Origin of the sequence: Pseudogemmobacter sp. W21_MBD1_M6, assembly GCF_052119585.1 — a bacterium.
Classification (GTDB): domain Bacteria; phylum Pseudomonadota; class Alphaproteobacteria; order Rhodobacterales; family Rhodobacteraceae; genus JBGQOJ01.
Genome location: NZ_JBGQOJ010000012.1, coordinates 43,419 through 58,949, shown reverse-complemented (window position 1 = coordinate 58,949; position 15,531 = coordinate 43,419). Strand labels below are relative to the sequence as shown.

The 15,531-nt window shown below is 62.8% G+C and carries 15 protein-coding genes and 1 riboswitch; of the genes, 12 read left to right on the top strand and 3 right to left on the bottom strand.

Features of this window, described 5'->3' with window-relative positions:
* The first annotated feature begins 9 nt into the window (after window positions 1–9).
* From ACEN2R_RS13080 to ACEN2R_RS13025, 12 genes are all read left to right on the top strand, one after another.
* Window positions 10–912, top strand: coding sequence for an ABC transporter permease (locus ACEN2R_RS13080; protein WP_442042972.1), 903 nt, complete (start codon window positions 10–12; stop codon window positions 910–912).
* Window positions 909–1,742 carry an ABC transporter ATP-binding protein gene (locus tag ACEN2R_RS13075; RefSeq protein ID WP_442042881.1) on the top strand — a complete coding sequence of 278 codons (834 nt, stop codon included), beginning with the start codon at window positions 909–911 and terminating at the stop codon, window positions 1,740–1,742. The genes ACEN2R_RS13080 and ACEN2R_RS13075 overlap by 4 nt, the downstream gene beginning before the upstream one ends.
* Complete coding sequence (locus ACEN2R_RS13070; protein ID WP_442042879.1) at window positions 1,742–2,515, top strand: ABC transporter ATP-binding protein; 774 nt, start codon at window positions 1,742–1,744, stop codon at window positions 2,513–2,515. The genes ACEN2R_RS13075 and ACEN2R_RS13070 overlap by 1 nt, the downstream gene beginning before the upstream one ends.
* On the top strand, window positions 2,512–3,573 hold the full coding sequence (locus tag ACEN2R_RS13065; protein WP_442042877.1) for a dipeptidase: 1,062 nt from the start codon (window positions 2,512–2,514) through the stop codon (window positions 3,571–3,573). Before ACEN2R_RS13070 ends, ACEN2R_RS13065 begins: the two co-directional genes overlap by 4 nt.
* 340 nt (window positions 3,574–3,913) lie before the next feature.
* Entirely contained in the window at window positions 3,914–4,135 is a 222-nt protein-coding gene (locus tag ACEN2R_RS13060) for a hypothetical protein (RefSeq protein WP_442042875.1), read from the top strand.
* 35 nt (window positions 4,136–4,170) lie between these two features.
* Complete coding sequence (locus ACEN2R_RS13055; RefSeq protein WP_442042874.1) at window positions 4,171–5,118, top strand: MYG1 family protein; 948 nt, start codon at window positions 4,171–4,173, stop codon at window positions 5,116–5,118.
* 90 nt (window positions 5,119–5,208) lie between these two features.
* Window positions 5,209–5,336, top strand: a riboswitch (FMN riboswitch).
* 71 nt (window positions 5,337–5,407) lie between these two features.
* Window positions 5,408–5,845: a 6,7-dimethyl-8-ribityllumazine synthase gene (locus tag ACEN2R_RS13050; RefSeq protein WP_442042872.1), complete on the top strand. Its 438-nt coding sequence runs from the start codon at window positions 5,408–5,410 to the stop codon at window positions 5,843–5,845.
* Between the two features lie 253 nt (window positions 5,846–6,098).
* Window positions 6,099–7,154 carry a quinolinate synthase NadA gene (gene nadA, locus ACEN2R_RS13045; RefSeq protein WP_442042870.1) on the top strand — a complete coding sequence of 352 codons (1,056 nt, stop codon included), beginning with the start codon at window positions 6,099–6,101 and terminating at the stop codon, window positions 7,152–7,154.
* Between the two features lie 2 nt (window positions 7,155–7,156).
* The gene (locus ACEN2R_RS13040) at window positions 7,157–8,731 is read left to right on the top strand and encodes an L-aspartate oxidase (protein ID WP_442042868.1); all 1,575 of its coding nucleotides are present in this window, start codon (window positions 7,157–7,159) and stop codon (window positions 8,729–8,731) included.
* Window positions 8,728–9,579, top strand: coding sequence for a carboxylating nicotinate-nucleotide diphosphorylase (gene nadC / locus ACEN2R_RS13035; protein WP_442042866.1), 852 nt, complete (start codon window positions 8,728–8,730; stop codon window positions 9,577–9,579). The genes ACEN2R_RS13040 and nadC overlap by 4 nt, the downstream gene beginning before the upstream one ends.
* Before the next feature lie 123 nt (window positions 9,580–9,702).
* Window positions 9,703–10,131 (top strand): hypothetical protein, encoded by a 429-nt coding sequence (locus ACEN2R_RS13030; RefSeq protein WP_442042864.1) that lies wholly within the window; start codon window positions 9,703–9,705, stop codon window positions 10,129–10,131.
* A gap of 72 nt (window positions 10,132–10,203) precedes the next feature.
* On the top strand, window positions 10,204–12,084 hold the full coding sequence (locus ACEN2R_RS13025; protein ID WP_442042862.1) for a PHA/PHB synthase family protein: 1,881 nt from the start codon (window positions 10,204–10,206) through the stop codon (window positions 12,082–12,084).
* A gap of 9 nt (window positions 12,085–12,093) precedes the next feature.
* Here the strand turns inward: ACEN2R_RS13025 and ACEN2R_RS13020 are convergent, their stop codons facing one another.
* The 3 genes from ACEN2R_RS13020 to ACEN2R_RS13010 are packed head-to-tail and all read right to left on the bottom strand — an operon-like array spanning window position 12,094 to window position 15,519.
* The gene (locus ACEN2R_RS13020; RefSeq protein WP_442042860.1) at window positions 12,094–13,044 is read right to left on the bottom strand and encodes a 2-hydroxyacid dehydrogenase; all 951 of its coding nucleotides are present in this window, start codon (window positions 13,042–13,044) and stop codon (window positions 12,094–12,096) included.
* A 3-nt stretch (window positions 13,045–13,047) separates the two neighbouring features.
* A complete protein-coding gene (locus ACEN2R_RS13015; protein ID WP_442042970.1) occupies window positions 13,048–13,950 on the bottom strand; it encodes a 5-dehydro-4-deoxyglucarate dehydratase in 903 nt (300 codons plus the stop codon).
* 54 nt (window positions 13,951–14,004) lie between these two features.
* Complete coding sequence (locus tag ACEN2R_RS13010; RefSeq protein WP_442042858.1) at window positions 14,005–15,519, bottom strand: aldehyde dehydrogenase (NADP(+)); 1,515 nt, start codon at window positions 15,517–15,519, stop codon at window positions 14,005–14,007.
* Window positions 15,520–15,531 lie beyond the last annotated feature (12 nt).

Genomic DNA, 15,531 nt, shown 5'->3' with positions numbered 1-15,531 from the left:
GTGCCTGTCCTGTCCCGCCGCGAATGGCTTTTGTCCGATCACCCGACCTCGCGCCGTCAGGCACGGGCAGGGCAGACCTATCGCACCTGGCTGGCTTTTCGCACCAACCGTCTGGCGATGGTCGGTCTTGGCATTGTTGTACTGCTGGTTCTGGTCGCGGTCTTTGCCAATGCGATCGCGCCCTATAACCCGCTTTCGGGTGGCGATCTGCGCACAGAGCGGCTGTTGCCGCCAAGTGCCGCGCATCTGATGGGCACAGATGAACAGGCCCGCGATATCTTTAGCCGGGTCGTGCACGGCGCGCGACTGACGCTGATGGTTGTGGCGCTGGTGGCGGTGATCGCCACGCCGATCGGGCTGCTTGTCGGCACCACGGCGGGCTATTTCGGCGGCTGGGTCGATACGGTGCTGATGCGCCTGACCGACATCTTTCTGGCCTTTCCGCGCCTGATCCTGGCCCTTGCCTTTGTGGCTGCGTTGGGGCCGGGCATCGAGAACGCAATCATCGCCATCGCGATCACCAGCTGGCCGCCCTATGCCCGTCTGGCGCGCGCCGAAACGCTGACCATTCGCGACACCGATTATATCGCCGCGATCCGCCTGCAAGGGGCGGGGCCGGCGCGGATCATCTGGGGGCATGTCGTGCCTTTGTGCCTGTCGTCGGTCATCATCCGCGTGACGCTGGATATGGCGGGTATCATCCTGACCGCCGCCGGCCTTGGCTTTCTGGGCCTTGGCGCGCAGCCGCCACAGCCCGAATGGGGGGCTATGATCGCCTCGGGGCGGCGGTTCCTGATTGATTTCTGGTGGGTGGCAACGATGCCCGGCATCGCGATTTTCGTGGTCTCCCTTGGGTTCAACCTTTTGGGTGACGGGCTGCGCGATGTGCTTGACCCGAAGGGGCTGAAATGAGCAATTTGTTGACTGTAGAAGATCTGCGCATCTCTTTCCCGTCGCGCCACGGCCCGGTCGAGGTCGTGCGCGGCGTCAGTTTTTCCATGGGCCGCGAACGCCTAGGCATCGTCGGGGAAAGCGGGTCGGGAAAGTCGCAAACCGGCCGCGCCATTCTTGGCCTGACGCCCGAACCCGGCAAGGCTGTCGCAAAGCGGCTGGAGTTCGACGGCACCGATCTGCGGAACGCGACAAAGGCGCAATGGCGGGCCATTCGCGGGCAACGGATTTCCATGGTCATGCAGGACCCGAAATTCTCGCTTAATCCGGTGATGACCATCGGGCGGCAACTGATGGAGGCCTATCGCACCCATGGTCGCGCCTCGAAGTCGGAGGCGAAAGCGAAATCGCTGGAGATGCTGGACGCGGTGCAAATCCGCGACGCCGAGCGGGTGATGGGCGCCTATCCACACGAGCTGTCGGGGGGCATGGGGCAACGCGCGATGATCGCGATGATGCTGATCACCGAGCCCGAACTGCTGATCGCGGACGAACCCACATCGGCGTTGGATGTGACCGTCCAGATCGAGGTGCTGCGCATCCTTGACCGGCTGGTGACCGACCGCGGCATGGGCCTGATCTTTATCAGCCACGACCTTCGGCTGGTGTCCTCATTCTGCGACCGCGTTCTGGTGATGTATGCGGGGCAGGTCGTCGAAGAAATCGCGGCGTCGGACCTTGCCCACGCCAAACACCCCTATACACAGGGGCTTTTCAACTGTCTGCCACGGATCGAGGGTGGCATCCGGCCGCTGCCGATCCTGGAGCGGGACGAGGCCTGGGCGAACTGATGGCAATTCTTGACGTTGAAAATCTGGAAGTCACCTTTTCCAAGGGCGCGGAAAAAGTCCATGCCGTGCGCGGCGTTTCCTTTGCCGTGAAACAAGGCGAAAGCTATGGCATCGTCGGCGAAAGCGGGTCTGGCAAGTCCACCGTTCTGCGTGCGATCTGCGGGCTTGCGCCGCGCACCGCTGGCACGATCCGCGTGGACGGAGAGGCGCTGATCCTGCCGCTGACCTCTGCGTTCTACCGACAGGTGCAGATGGTGTTCCAGGACCCCTATGCCTCGCTTCATCCGCGCCACACGGTCGACCGCGTGCTGTCGGAACCTCTGGCGATCCACGGCTTTGACGACCGCGAGAACCGCGTGGACCGGGCGTTGGAGGATGTGGGGTTGGGGCAGGGCTTTCGCTTTCGCTATCCGCACCAGCTGTCGGGCGGACAACGTCAACGGGTGGCCATTGCCCGCGCGCTGATCCTTGAACCGAGCATCCTGTTGCTGGACGAACCGACCTCGGCGCTGGATGCGTCGATTCAGGCAGAGGTGCTGAACCTGCTGGACCGCCTGCGCGGCGAACGCGGCCTGACCTATGTGATGGTCAGCCACGATCTGTCGGTGGTGGCGCATATGTGCGAGCGGCTTTTGGTGATGCAGCACGGTCTTGCGGTCGAGGAAATGACCCGCGAGGATCTTCAGGCGCGGCGCGCCAAGGAACCCTATACACAGTCGCTGCTGTCGGCCACATTGGGCTACCGCGCGGACGAAAAGGAAAAGACCGAATGACGACCCCCATCCCGCATTTCGACGGGCACAACGATTTCCTCTTGCGCCTGCTGCGCGATCCCGCCAACCGAAAGGCGACCTGGCTGACGGGAAACGGCAAGGGACATCTGGACTTGCCCCGAATGCAAAAGGCCGGTTTCGCGGGTGGATTTTTTGCGATCTACATTCCCTCGCCCGTGGCCCATGACGCCCCCGATTTCGATGCCCTGATGAGCCACCCGCCCTATGACCTGCCCTTGCCCGACCTGATCGGGGTCGATGGCGCGCAGCCTGTGGCGCTGGCCATGGCCGGACATCTGATGTGGATGGAGCGCGCGGCAGGCGGTGCCTTCAAGATCTGCCGGACGGCGGCCGAGGTGCGCGATTGCGTCGCGCGCGGTGTCATCGCGGCGATCATGCATATGGAAGGTGCCGAGGCGATCGGCGCCGATCTTGACGCGCTGCACGTCTGGCATGCGGCGGGGCTGCGCTCTCTCGGGCCGGTCTGGTCGCGCCCGACGGTGTTCGGCCACGGCGTGCCGTTCCGGTTTCCGGGTTCGCCCGATACGGGGCCGGGACTGACCGATGCGGGCAAGGCGCTGATCCGCGAATGCAACGCGCTGAACATCATGGTCGACCTGTCGCACCTGAACGAAAAAGGGTTCGACGATGTCGCCGCGATCAGCGATGCGCCGCTGGTCGCCACCCATTCCAACGCCTATGCGGTCACGCAATCGACCCGCAACCTGACGGACCGGCAACTGGGGGTGATCGCCGCCTCTGACGGGATGGTCGGGCTGAACTATGCGGTGTCGTTCCTGCGGCCCGACGGGCTAAAGGGCGCCGATGTGGGCTGGGACATCCTGCTGCGCCACATGGACCACCTGTTGCACCATCTGGGCGAGGATCGCGTCGGGCTGGGGTCGGATTTCGACGGTGCGACCATTCCTGACGGCATCGGCGATGTGACAGGGGTGCCCGCGTTTCAGGCCGCGATGCTGGCGCATGGCTACGGCGCGGATCTGGTGCACAAGATCAGCCGGGGGAACTGGCTGGCGCTGCTGGACCGGACGTTGTGATCCCGTAAGGTCCGGCCAGCCAGCCCCGATTTTTCCGGCAGTCCTTCTTTTCTGCCAAAAAGTATCGGGCTTACTTATCCGAGCAAACAGCAATTGTGTCCACCTGCGCCGATATTGCCGATGCCGCCCTTTCGAAACGGACGCCAATCGGGCCAAGCGGACAAAAGTCAGTCGCGTCAACGATGGTTTGCGTGACGCCGACTGCATTTCAAGGATCGTTTCTTATAGGTAGGAACGCTTTTTCTTTCGAAAACCATAACGTCCGGCTGAAACGCGCCGTTGCCACTGCCGTTGCTTTATGGCAATCGCGGGGGCTGAATTCACAAAGATCAAAGAGCCTATGACCAATACACTTCTGACCAACGACGACCACGACATGCTGATGCAGGCATTGCAAAGCAAGTCCCCCGATGTTTTGCAGGCACGCATGGCCAATGCCCTGCTTCTTTTGTCCGAAGGCCTGCCGGTCGAGGATGTGGCGGGGCTGCTTTACCTGACCGAAGAGGCCGTCTCCGGCTGGCAAAAGATCTTTGAAAAGCGGTCCGTAAAAGCGGCCGCATAAGCCAATAACCCTTTGAATAACAAGGTGTATCCGGTATGATCCCCGATTTTCTAGTGACCCATTCCGGCGGGTTCCATGCCGATGAACTGCTGTCCAGCGTCATCCTGCAACGGCTTTTCCCGGACGCATCCATCATGCGCAGCCGGTCGCCCGACTGGATCACCCCCGGCGCGGATCGCATCATCTATGATGTCGGCGGGGCCTACGATGCACAGGCGCGGATTTTCGATCACCATCAGCGCGGCGCCCCGCTGCGCGAGGATGGCCAACCCTACAGCTCGTTCGGGCTGATCTGGAAACACTATGGCCACGACTATCTGGCGACCTTCGGCATCCCGCAGGACCAACTGGAAAAAGTCCATGCCTCGTTCGACGCCGATTTCGTTTTGCCCGTCGATCTGGTCGATAATGGCGCCTTGAATCTGTCCGTGGCGGGGCCGCTCTCCGGGTTGACATTGCCGGGCCTGCTGGAAACGCTGAAGCCCGTCTTCGATGACACCGACCCGGACGCGGAGGACCGCGCGTTCCGCATCGCCCTGGGCATCGCGCGCAGCTTTGCCGAGGCGCGGGTCGGTCGAAGCGCCGCAAAACTGCGGGCCGAGGCGCTGGTGCATCGCGCCATCGTGGACGCGGGCGAAGGGCGTGTTCTGGAACTGCCGAGCGGAATGCCCTTTCGGTCTGCCGTTGTAAAAGCGCAGGCCGATCACCTGTTGTTCGTGATCCACCCGCGTCAGCAGGACTGGTGCCTGACCGGAATCCGCCGTGCCAGCGAAGGGTTCGAACTGCGCGCCGATCTGCCCGCGGCCTGGGCCGGGCTGACCCATGCCGATCTGGAGGCCGCTTGCGGCGTCGCCGGTGCCAGCTTTTGCCACAATGGCCGCTTCATTGCTGCCGCCAAAACCCGCGATGCTGCCATCAAGATGGCGGAACTGGCGGTGCAGGAGGCCTTGCAGGTCGCGGAAGATGTCTGGCAAAACGGCTGACGCAAGACCAAGGCGCGACGCATATTGCCGCAGGACCGCTGCGGCGGGGCGCCGGCGCACTTGCCTTGGGGCACACATCTTAGTACATGGCGGCATTCTCGGGGCGGGGTGCAATTCCCCACCGGCGGTTAAAGCCCGCGAGCGCCTTCGCAAGAAGGGTCAGCAGATCCGGCGAAATTCCGGGGCCGACGGTATAGTCCGGATGAAAGAGAATGGGCAGGACGGGACGCAGGTTCCGGCCTGACCGCTATCGCCTTGGGACCTATTGCTTGAGAGAGAGAAGGTTCCTGTGACAGACACACTGAAAATCGCCTTTATCAAGGCACGCTGGCATTCCGCGATCGTCGACCAGGCGTTGGTCGGGTTCAACCGTGACATGGAGACGTCGGGCATTCCGTTCCACATCGTAAGTTACGATGTACCGGGTGCGTTCGAGATGCCACTTTTGGCGCAAAGGCTGGGCGCGTCCGGCACGTTTGATGCCATTGTTGCCGCAGCGCTGGTCGTGGATGGCGGGATCTATCGTCACGACTTTGTCGCCGATGCGGTTGTATCCGGCCTGATGCAGGTGCAACTGAAAACCGGCGTTCCGGTGTTTTCCGTCTCACTGACGCCGCATCACTTCCAGCCCACAGAAGAGCACATCGGGTTCTATACCGGGCATTTTGACAAAAAAGGCGCCGAGGCCGCGCAGGCCGTCCGCATGGTTGCCGCGACCAAGGTCTAAGTCTCGACACCGCGTTCCTTTTACGGGGCGCGGATCAACCCTATGCGCAATGGTGACCACCGATCCGGCGGAACGGACATAAATAACATAACTACACTTATGCGAAGCATGCCTGTGCCGGGCACATTCTAGAATGGGTTGTGACAAATCCTAGATCTTGCTGGAAAGCAGAGACGACAGGGTCAATGCCCCTAGAACTTGTCGCACGACAGTTATAAACCGTGCCCCAACAATGACGTGAGGGAAGTTATCTGTGCCTGACCTTTCAACCATCCGAACGCTGCTGTCGCAGGAATACGATCTGAAACCCTCGGTCGAACTTGCCGAGGCGACCAAGGACATCTACGCCAAGGTGGACCGCGTGATTTCGCCTGCGGACTGGGCGATCTTTGCGCCCTACGTCGTGGCGATCAACCGGCTGAAGAAACAGCGGAACGCCGTTATCCTTGCGCATAACTACATGACGCCGGAAATCTACCATGGCATCGCAGATCATGTTGGCGACAGTCTTCAGCTGGCGATCATGGCGACCAAGGTGACCGAAGATGTCATCGTGCAATGCGGTGTGCATTTCATGGCGGAGACGTCGAAAATCCTGAATCCGTCGAAAACGGTTTTGATGCCTGACATGGCGGCGGGCTGTTCGCTGGCCGAAAGCATTACTGCCGAGGGCGTCGCAGAGATGCGCGCGAAATACCCCGGCGCCCCTGTCGTGTCCTACGTCAACACCACCGCCGAGGTCAAAGCGGCATCTGACATCTGCTGCACCTCTGCCAACGCGCTGCAAATCGTCGAGGCGATGGACGGCGATACCGTCATCATGACGCCGGACCGCTATCTGGCGCAGAACGTCGCCAACCAGTCGACGAAAAAGGTCGTGTTCTGGGAAGGGTCGTGCATCGTGCACGAGCTGTATACCGCCGAAGACCTGCGCGCCTACCGCGAGAGCGACCCCGAGGTGAAGATCATCGCGCATCCCGAATGCACGCCAGAGGTGGTGGCAGAGGCGGATTTCACCGGCTCGACATCGGGCATCATTGACTGGCTGCACCGGCACAATCCCGCAAAGGCGATGCTGGTGACCGAATGTTCGATGGCGGCCAATATCTCGGACGAACTGCCCGATGTGGAGTTTGCCAAGCCCTGTAACATGTGCCCCTACATGAAAAAAATCACGCTGGAGAAGGTGCTGTATACGCTGCACACGATGACACAGGAGGTTATCGTCGACCCGCAGATTGCGGAAAAAGCCTGCCTTTCGGTCACCAGGATGATCGACCTCAGCCAGTCTCTGGCCAAGTCGGCATAGCCTTGGAAACACGCCTTACAACAGGCCGCGTCGTGATAGTGGGCGCGGGTTTGGCGGGGCTTTACGCCGCGCTGGAACTTGCGCCCCTGCCCGTGTTGATCCTGTCGCCAGAGCCGCTTGGCACCGGGGCAAGTTCTGCTTGGGCGCAGGGCGGGGTTGCCGCCGCGATGGATAAGAACGACACCCCCGAGGCACATGCCCGTGACACGGTAACTGCGGGGGCAGGCACGGTTGACGCGGCTGTTGCCGACAAGGTTACACGCGATGCGCGCAATCATATCCTTGACCTGACCACCCTTGGCACGCCCTTCGACCGCGACACCCAAGGCAACTATATGCTGAACCGCGAAGCGGCCCATGGCACCGCGCGGGTCGTTCGGGTCAAGGGCGATCAGGCCGGATACCGGATCATGGAAACCCTGATCGCCGCCGTCCGGCAGTGTCCTTCGGTGCAGGTCGTCGAGGGTGCGATGGCCACGGGGATCGACGCGGCGGATGGTGCTGTCACTGGCATCAGGGTCGAGAGTTCTGCCGCGGGCGGATCGGACCCGGTGCTGATCAGGGGCGCCGCCTATCTGTTGGCGGGGGGCGGGTCCGGCGGACTTTTCGCGCTGACAACCAATCCACCCCGCATTCGCGGTCAGGTGATCGGCATGGCCGCCCGCGCCGGTGCCGTGATCGCGGACGCCGAATTCGTGCAGTTCCACCCCACCGCCATCGACATGGGCGAAGACCCCGCGCCCTTGGCGACAGAGGCCCTGCGCGGTGAAGGTGCGACCCTGATCAACCGCAAAGGCGAGCGGTTCATGCAAGGAATCCACCCCGATCTGGAACTTGCCCCGCGCGATATCGTGGCCCGCGCGATCTTTGCCCAGACACAGGCCGGAAACCGCCCGATGCTGGACACGCGCGATGCCATCGGCGCGGCCGTTGTCACCCAGTTTCCCGCCGTGGCTCAGGCCTGCGCCCGCGCCGGGATCGACCCGGTGACACAGGCCATTCCGGTGGCCGCCGCCGCGCATTACCACATGGGCGGCATTGACACCGGCGCGGATGGGCGCGCCAGCCTTGGCAATCTCTGGGTCAGCGGCGAGGCCAGCTCGACCGGTCTGCATGGCGCGAACCGCCTTGCCTCGAACGGCCTGCTGGAGGCGCTGGTGTTCGCCCGCACCTGTGCCGCCGGTATCAAGGACGCGTTGGGTCCGGTTGGCGCGCCCTGCCCCACGGTCGATATCCGGTTCACTGGCCAAGGCACCGCGCCCGTTGAAACGGCGATCGCCCGACTGCGCCAGACGATGACGGACCATGTCGGCGTTGTCCGCGATGCGGCGGGTCTGAAAACCGCACTTTGCGTGATTGCCGAACTGGAACAGGCGCAACAGGATTGCCCCGCGTTCCAGAATATGACCGCCACAGCCACGCTGATTGCCGCATCGGCCCTTCTGCGCAAGGAATCGCGCGGCGGCCATTTCCGTGCCGATTTTCCCGACCCTGATCCTGCGCTTGCCAACCGCAGCCGCCTGACCCTTGAACAGGCCCTGACGATCCGCAAAGCCGCAGTGGAGAACACGATATGACCGCCTACAGCACCCTGCCAGACCTGATCCTTGAGCCGCTGGTGCGCGCCGCCCTGCTAGAGGATCTGGGCCAATACGGCGACATCACCACCCGCGCCGTCATCCCCGCAGACACAACCTATGACGCGCGGATCAATGCCCGCGGCACCGGCATCGTTTCGGGCATGCAACTTGCCGCGATTGCGTTTCGTCTGGTCGATCCGGCGTTGAAGGTCACGACGCATTTGCCCGACGGAAGCCCCTGCAACCCCGGCGACACGCTGATGAAACTGTCAGGATCTGCCGCCTCTATTCTGTCGGCCGAACGTGTCGCGCTGAACTTTGCCGGGCGTCTGTGCGGCATCGCGACCCTGACGAACCGCTTTGTGGCGGAAACAAGGGGCACCAAGACGCGCATCACCTGCACCCGCAAAACCACCCCCGGCCTGCGCGCGGTGGAAAAGCAGGCCGTGCTGCATGGGGGCGGGTTCAACCACCGTTTCGGGCTGTCGGACGCGATCCTGATAAAAGACAACCACATCGCCGCCGCCGGTGGCATTGCTGCCGTGCTGACCTCGGCGCGCGCTGTGGCCTCGCATATGGTGCGGGTCGAGATCGAGGTGGACCGTCTGGACCAGCTTGAACTGGTGCTGGCCTCGGGCGGCGCCGATGTGGTGCTGCTGGACAACATGGATACGGCCACCCTGCGCGAGGCGGTCCAACTGGTGGCGGGGCGTCTGGTGACAGAGGCGTCGGGCAACATGACCCTGCCCCGCATCGCCGAAGTTGCCGCGACCGGCGTTGATTATATCTCGTCGGGTGCGCTGACCCATTCGGCCATGACCCTGGATCTGGGGCTGGATTTCTAGGAAAATCGGCGGTTTTAGCGCATAATCGGCGGGCGAATACCTGCCCGATTGACGACTATCAATGCGCAGGCCCAAGGTGGTGTGCTGAATGCGGGTGTTGCCACATCCAGAAGGACTATCCGCATGGCCCGATCCGAACAGAACCTCAACACCGTCACCGACCTGATCAAGCAGGCGCAGGGTATCTTTGCCGTCACCCCCTTGGTCACATCGCAAACCGACCGGCTTTGGGCAGCGCAGGACAAGATCCTGAGCGAGACCGAGCAGTTTTTCCGCCATTGGTTTGCACGCCGCCACGAGGCCGCAAGGACCGCGATGCAAACCGCGAAGGCGGTGTCGTCAAAGGCCATGTCAGACCCCGCCGCCGCGATCACCGCGATCACAGACTGGCAGACGCATTCGATGCAGCGGCTGATCGAGGACAGTCAGGAATGCGCCGAACTTTATTCCAGATGCACGGCGCATCTGGTCAACGAAGAAATTCATGTGACCGAAGATGTCACAAAGATGGGAACCCGTGCTGCAAAAGCGGCAGAGGCGGTTCCTGTCTGACGCGGCGCTTTTTTCGCCAGATGGCAGGCAACGCGGGCATTCACCCCGCGTTGCAATAAGGGAAAACCGGACATGAACATCACCGGAAAACCAAACGGCAGCACGCATGAGGCCCCAAAGCTGCAACTGGTAAACGCCGCCGAAGCCCCGCAAGACGCTGTGTCCCTTGAAGACCGTGCAGGGCTAAAGGCAGAGCCGCCCGAATTCCGCTATACCTCGCCCGTTGACGCCCCGGACCGCTACAGCACCCAAAGCCTTGATCGCGCGGCAAAGGCGCATCTGGCGCGGTTCACGTTGGGCGTGTCGCCCTATGGCCTCGCCTCTACGGTTTTCACATGGGCGGTGCATTTGATGGGGTCGCCCGGCAAACAGGCGCAACTGATCGAGAAAGCCGCGCGCAAGATGTCGCGGCTGGCGATTTATAGCGCCAATAGCATACACAACTCTGGCTGCGAGCCCTGCATCGAACCGTTGCCCCATGACCACCGCTTTGATGATCCGGGCTGGCAGACCTGGCCATACAACCTGATTTACCAAAGTTTCCTTTTGAATCAACAGTTTTGGTATAATGCCACAAACGACATCGACGGCCTGACGCGCCGCGAGGAACAGGTGGCCTCGTTCGTTTCGCGACAGGTGCTGGACATGTTTGCCCCCGCCAACTTTCCCATGACCAACCCAGAGGTGGTCCGCGAAACAGTGCAGCAAGGCGGACAGAACCTGACGCGCGGCTATCACAATTTCATCGAGGACTGGGAACGGGCGATCTCCGGAAAGCTTCCTGTCGGGGCCGAAGACTATCTTCCGGGTCGGAATGTGGCGGTGACACAGGGCCGGGTCGTGCTGCGCACCCACCTGATCGAACTGATCCAGTACGCGCCAAAAACGGCCAAGGTGCATGCCGAACCGATCCTGATCGTGCCCGCGTGGATCATGAAATACTACATCCTTGACCTGTCCCCGCATAACTCCTTTGTCAACTATCTGGTGGAACAAGGCTTTACCGTTTTCATAATCTCGTGGCGCAATCCTACCGCAGAGGATCGCGATCTTGGCATGGTCGACTATCTGAATGCCGTCGGTGAAGCACTGGATGCCGTGACCACGATTGTGCCCCGTAAAAAGGTTCACGCCATCGGCTATTGCATTGGCGGAACGCTGTTAACCGCCAAGGCCGCGCAATTGGCCCGCGATGGTGATGACCGGCTTGCAAGCGTTACGCTGCTGGCCACCCAGACCGATTTCGAGGACGCGGGGGAGTTGCAGCTGTATGTCAGCGAAAGCGAGGTCAGCTTTCTGGAGAACATGATGTGGGATCAGGGCTATCTGGAAACCAAACAGATGGCGGGCGCGTTTCAGCTGCTGCGCTCGAACGACCTGATCTGGTCGCAATATATCCACGAATATCTGATGGGGCGCCGTCAGAAGATGTTCGACCTGATGGCCTGGAACGCCGATGCGACGCGGATGCCCTACAAGATGCACAGTGAATACCTGCGCCATATCTTCCTGAACAACGAGCTGGCCAAAGGGCTGTACGAGGTCAACGACGCGCCCGTCATGCTGGGCGATATTGCGGTCCCGATCTTTTGTGTCTCGACCACCAGCGACCACGTCGCGCCTTGGCGGTCGGTGTTCAAGTTGCATCTTATGGTCGATACGGACATCACCTTTGTGCTGACCAACGGCGGGCATAATGCGGGGATCGTCAGCGAACCCGACCACGTAGGCCGCCATTACCGGATCCGAACCAGCATGGGCCGCGACCGCTATGTCTCGCCAGAGGAATGGCAGACAGAGGCAGAGCAGCGCACAGGGTCGTGGTGGCCGGCGCTTTCGGCCTGGCTGGTCGAACGGTCAAGCGCCGAAATCGCTCCGCCGCCGATGGGCCGGAAAAACGGGCGATATGCGGCAACCGACCCCGCGCCCGGCACCTATGTGTTCCAGCGGTGACCGGTCCGGTCAGACCAGATTTGCCGCGGTAATCTGGCCACCTTGGGCGAAGATGCGGATGTTTCCGGCCCAATGCCCGACCATCCGGTCAAGGTTGTGACGGGTCCGCCCCCCGACATGCGGCAGCATGACAAGGCTGTCGATGTCGCGCAGCGGGCTGTCGTCGGCCAAAGGTTCTGTCGCAAAAACGTCAAGTCCGGCGCCACCCAGATGCCCGCTGGCAAGTGCTGCGGCAAGCGCTGCCTCGTCCACCAGCCCGCCCCGCGAGGTGTTGATCAGGATGGCACCCGGTTTCATCGCCGCCAGACGCGTGGCGTTGATCAGGTTGCGCGTGTCGGGCGTCAGCGGCACATGCAGACTGACCACGTCGGAGCCGGCCAGCAGGGCGTCCAGCGGCGCGTAGGTCAGATCGCATCCCGCCACAGGACCAGACGCGCGCGTATAGCTGACAGTCGCGCCAAAACCGGCAAGCCGGTTGGCCACCATCTGTCCGATCGCGCCGAACCCGACAAGGCCAACCCTGGCCTCGCACAGATCGAACGCTTGATCCCACAGCGCATCAGGGGCCCAGGCGCCTGCCCGCACACCGGCGTCGGTCTGCGGGATGCGGCGCGCGACGGCCAGCATCAGACCAAGCGCAAGATCGGCCACCGTCGGCGCGTTCAGGCCGGGGCTGCGGGCCACCTGAATGCCCCGCGCGCGCGCCTCGGACACAGGGATGCCGTCAGTGCCGGTGCCCCATTGATGGATCAGGCGCAGGTTCGGGGCGTGGCCAAGCAGCGCGGCGGGCAAGGCCACCGCACGCACCACGGCGAATTCCACATCCGCCAGCACCGCCGCCATATCGGCGGCAGCGGCGCTGGCGGTGAACCGAAGGTCCAGATCAGGCCCCGCCGCCGTCCTGACCTTTGCCTGCATTCCGGCATTCATCGGTTCCAGAACGGCGACGGGAAAGACCATTTATCAGCCTCGTCCGGCGATCAGGGCGCGCATCATCGCGTCCTCATCTTCGGTCAGGTCCATCAACGGCGTGCGAACTTTGCCCGACGCAAAGCCGCGCATCCGCACGCCCGATTTGACCGCAGACACGGCATAGCCGGTTTTGCGGTCGCGGATCGCGGCGAACGGGTAGTAGAAATCGCGCAGCATCGCGTCGCAGGTGGCATCATCGCCCGCGATGAACGCCGCGTGAAAGGCCAGCGCCGTTTCGGGCACAAAGTTGAACACCGCCGACGAATAGGTCGCCATGCCGGCACCGCGATAGGCCTGCGCGAACAGCTCGTGCGTGGGCATGCCGCCAATGTAGGACAGGCGGTCGCCCATCTTGATCGTCACACGGCGCACGGTGTCGATATCGCCGGTGCCATCCTTGAACCCGATCAAGTTGGGGCAATCGTTCGCCAAACGCTCCAGCGCCTCGGCGGTCACGCGGCTGGCGCCCCGGTTGTAGACAATCACGCCCATATTGGTCGCGTTGCAGACAGCGCGGATATGCGCCTCTATCCCGTCCTGCGGTGCGCCGATCAGGTAATGCGGCAGCAACAGGATGCCGTCACCGCCCGCCGCCTCGATCTCTTTCGCCATCTGGCAGGCCATTTTCGTGCCATAGCCGCAGCCCGCAAGGATCGGCGCATCGCCGGCCTGCGCCTTGGCGGTGCGCACCACCTCGACAACCTCGGCGGGGGTCAACGAGAACAGCTCGCCCGTGCCGCCCGCGACAATCAGGCCGGCAACCGGATAGGCCGACAGCCATTCCAGATGTTCGGAAAACGCGGTTGCGTTGAAATTGTCGTCCGCATCGAAGGGCGTCACCGGAAACGAAAGCAGACCGGTGCGGATGATGGATTTCAGGTCGTTCGGGGTAATCATGGTCTATCCTTTGGGAAAAGGGACGGTGCGCGCAGCTCCGCCCGCTGTTGTTCAGTGAAGATCGTCGGGCAAAACGCCCTCGGGAATGTTTTGATAGCTGACCGGGCGCAAAAAACGCCGGATCGCCATGGTGCCGACGCTGGTCGCACCGAAGTTGGTCGAGGCCGGATAAGGCCCGCCATGCACCATCGCATCACACACCTCGACGCCGGTCGGGAACCCGTTGGCAAGAACGCGCCCCGCCTTGCGTTCCAGAATTGGCATCAGGTCACGGGCGGCGCCGGTGTCGTCCGCATCCATATGCAGCGTGCAGGTCAACTGACCTTGCAGACTGCGCGCAACCTGGGCCATTTCAGCCATGTCAGCGACGCGCACGATCAGGCCAAGCGGGCCAAAGACCTCCTCCCCCAGATCGTGATTGCCCAGCCAGTCGTGGCCGGTCGTCTCGAACAGATAGGGGGTGGCGTTGCGCATATCGCAGACCGAAGTCAGCAGTTCGCGCACGCCCGCCGATCCCGCGATCCGGTCACGCCCGTCGCGGTAGGCCTGTGCCATGCCGTCGGTCAGCATGGTTTGCGGCCCGACCTGTGCCAGACCCTCGCGGGCGGCGGCGGCAAAGGCGTCGGCCTCTGGCCCGTCCAGCACAACCGCGATACCGGGGTTGGTGCAGAACTGGCCCGCGCCCATCGTCAGCGATCCGGCCCAGCCTGTGCCGATCTGTGCGCTGCGTGCGGACAGGGCGGCAGGCAGCAGGAACATCGGGTTGACGCTGCCCAGCTCGCCGAAGAACGGGATCGGTTCGGGGCGGCTGGCACACAGGTCGAACAGGGCGCGGCCTCCTGCAAGGCTTCCGGTGAACCCGACCGCCTTGATCAACGGGTGCTGCACAAGGCCGGTGCCGACATCGCGGCGACCGCCCTGGATCAGGCTGAAAATGCCGGGGTGCATCCCCAGCGCGGTAATCGCCGCATGAATGGCCTCGGCCACGATTTCGCCGGTGCCGGGGTGGGCCGAATGGCCTTTGACGACAACAGGACACCCCGCCGCCAGCGCAGCCGCCGTGTCGCCGCCCGCCGTTGAAAAGGCCAGCGGAAAGTTCGACGCACCGAACACGGCAACCGGGCCGATCGGGCGCTGCATCAGGCGGATTTCGGGGCGCGGCGCAGGTTGCCGGTCGGGCAAGGCCGCATCAACGCGCCGATCCAGATAATCGCCGTCAAGAATGTGGGTTGCGAACAGGCGCAGCTGGCCGGTGGTGCGGCCTCGTTCGCCCTGCAAGCGGCCCACGGGCAGGCCGGTTTCCTGCGTGCCGATCTCGGTGATGGCCTCGGCGCGGGCCTCGATCTCGTCGGCAATGCGGTTCAGCAGAGCGGCACGATCCGCGCGGCTGGAATAGCCGTAGGACCAGAAGGCATCCTCTGCCGCCTGACAGGCCGCATCGACATGCGCCGGTGTTCCGACAGCATAATCATGCGCGGGCCCATGCGCGGGGCTGGAGGTAAAGACCGCCTCGCCCGCGATCCAGTTTCCGGCAATCAAATGGCGTCCATGTGGTGTAAAAGTCATGCGTTTTCCTTC

Bases quoted from the DNA above. Each gene is read 5' to 3' on its own strand.
- ACEN2R_RS13070 (WP_442042879.1), top strand. From the start codon at position 1,742: ATGGCAATTCTTGACGTTGAAAATCTGGAAGTCACCTTTTCCAAGGGC.
- ACEN2R_RS13020 (WP_442042860.1), bottom strand. From the start codon at position 13,044: ATGGTCTTTCCCGTCGCCGTTCTGGAACCGATGAATGCCGGAATGCAG.
- ACEN2R_RS13010 (WP_442042858.1), bottom strand. From the start codon at position 15,519: ATGACTTTTACACCACATGGACGCCATTTGATTGCCGGAAACTGGATC.
- ACEN2R_RS13075 (WP_442042881.1), top strand. From the start codon at position 909: ATGAGCAATTTGTTGACTGTAGAAGATCTGCGCATCTCTTTCCCGTCG.
- ACEN2R_RS13060 (WP_442042875.1), top strand. From the start codon at position 3,914: ATGACCAATACACTTCTGACCAACGACGACCACGACATGCTGATGCAG.
- ACEN2R_RS13055 (WP_442042874.1), top strand. From the start codon at position 4,171: ATGATCCCCGATTTTCTAGTGACCCATTCCGGCGGGTTCCATGCCGAT.
- ACEN2R_RS13030 (WP_442042864.1), top strand. From the start codon at position 9,703: ATGGCCCGATCCGAACAGAACCTCAACACCGTCACCGACCTGATCAAG.
- ACEN2R_RS13025 (WP_442042862.1), top strand. From the start codon at position 10,204: ATGAACATCACCGGAAAACCAAACGGCAGCACGCATGAGGCCCCAAAG.
- ACEN2R_RS13065 (WP_442042877.1), top strand. From the start codon at position 2,512: ATGACGACCCCCATCCCGCATTTCGACGGGCACAACGATTTCCTCTTG.
- nadC (WP_442042866.1), top strand. From the start codon at position 8,728: ATGACCGCCTACAGCACCCTGCCAGACCTGATCCTTGAGCCGCTGGTG.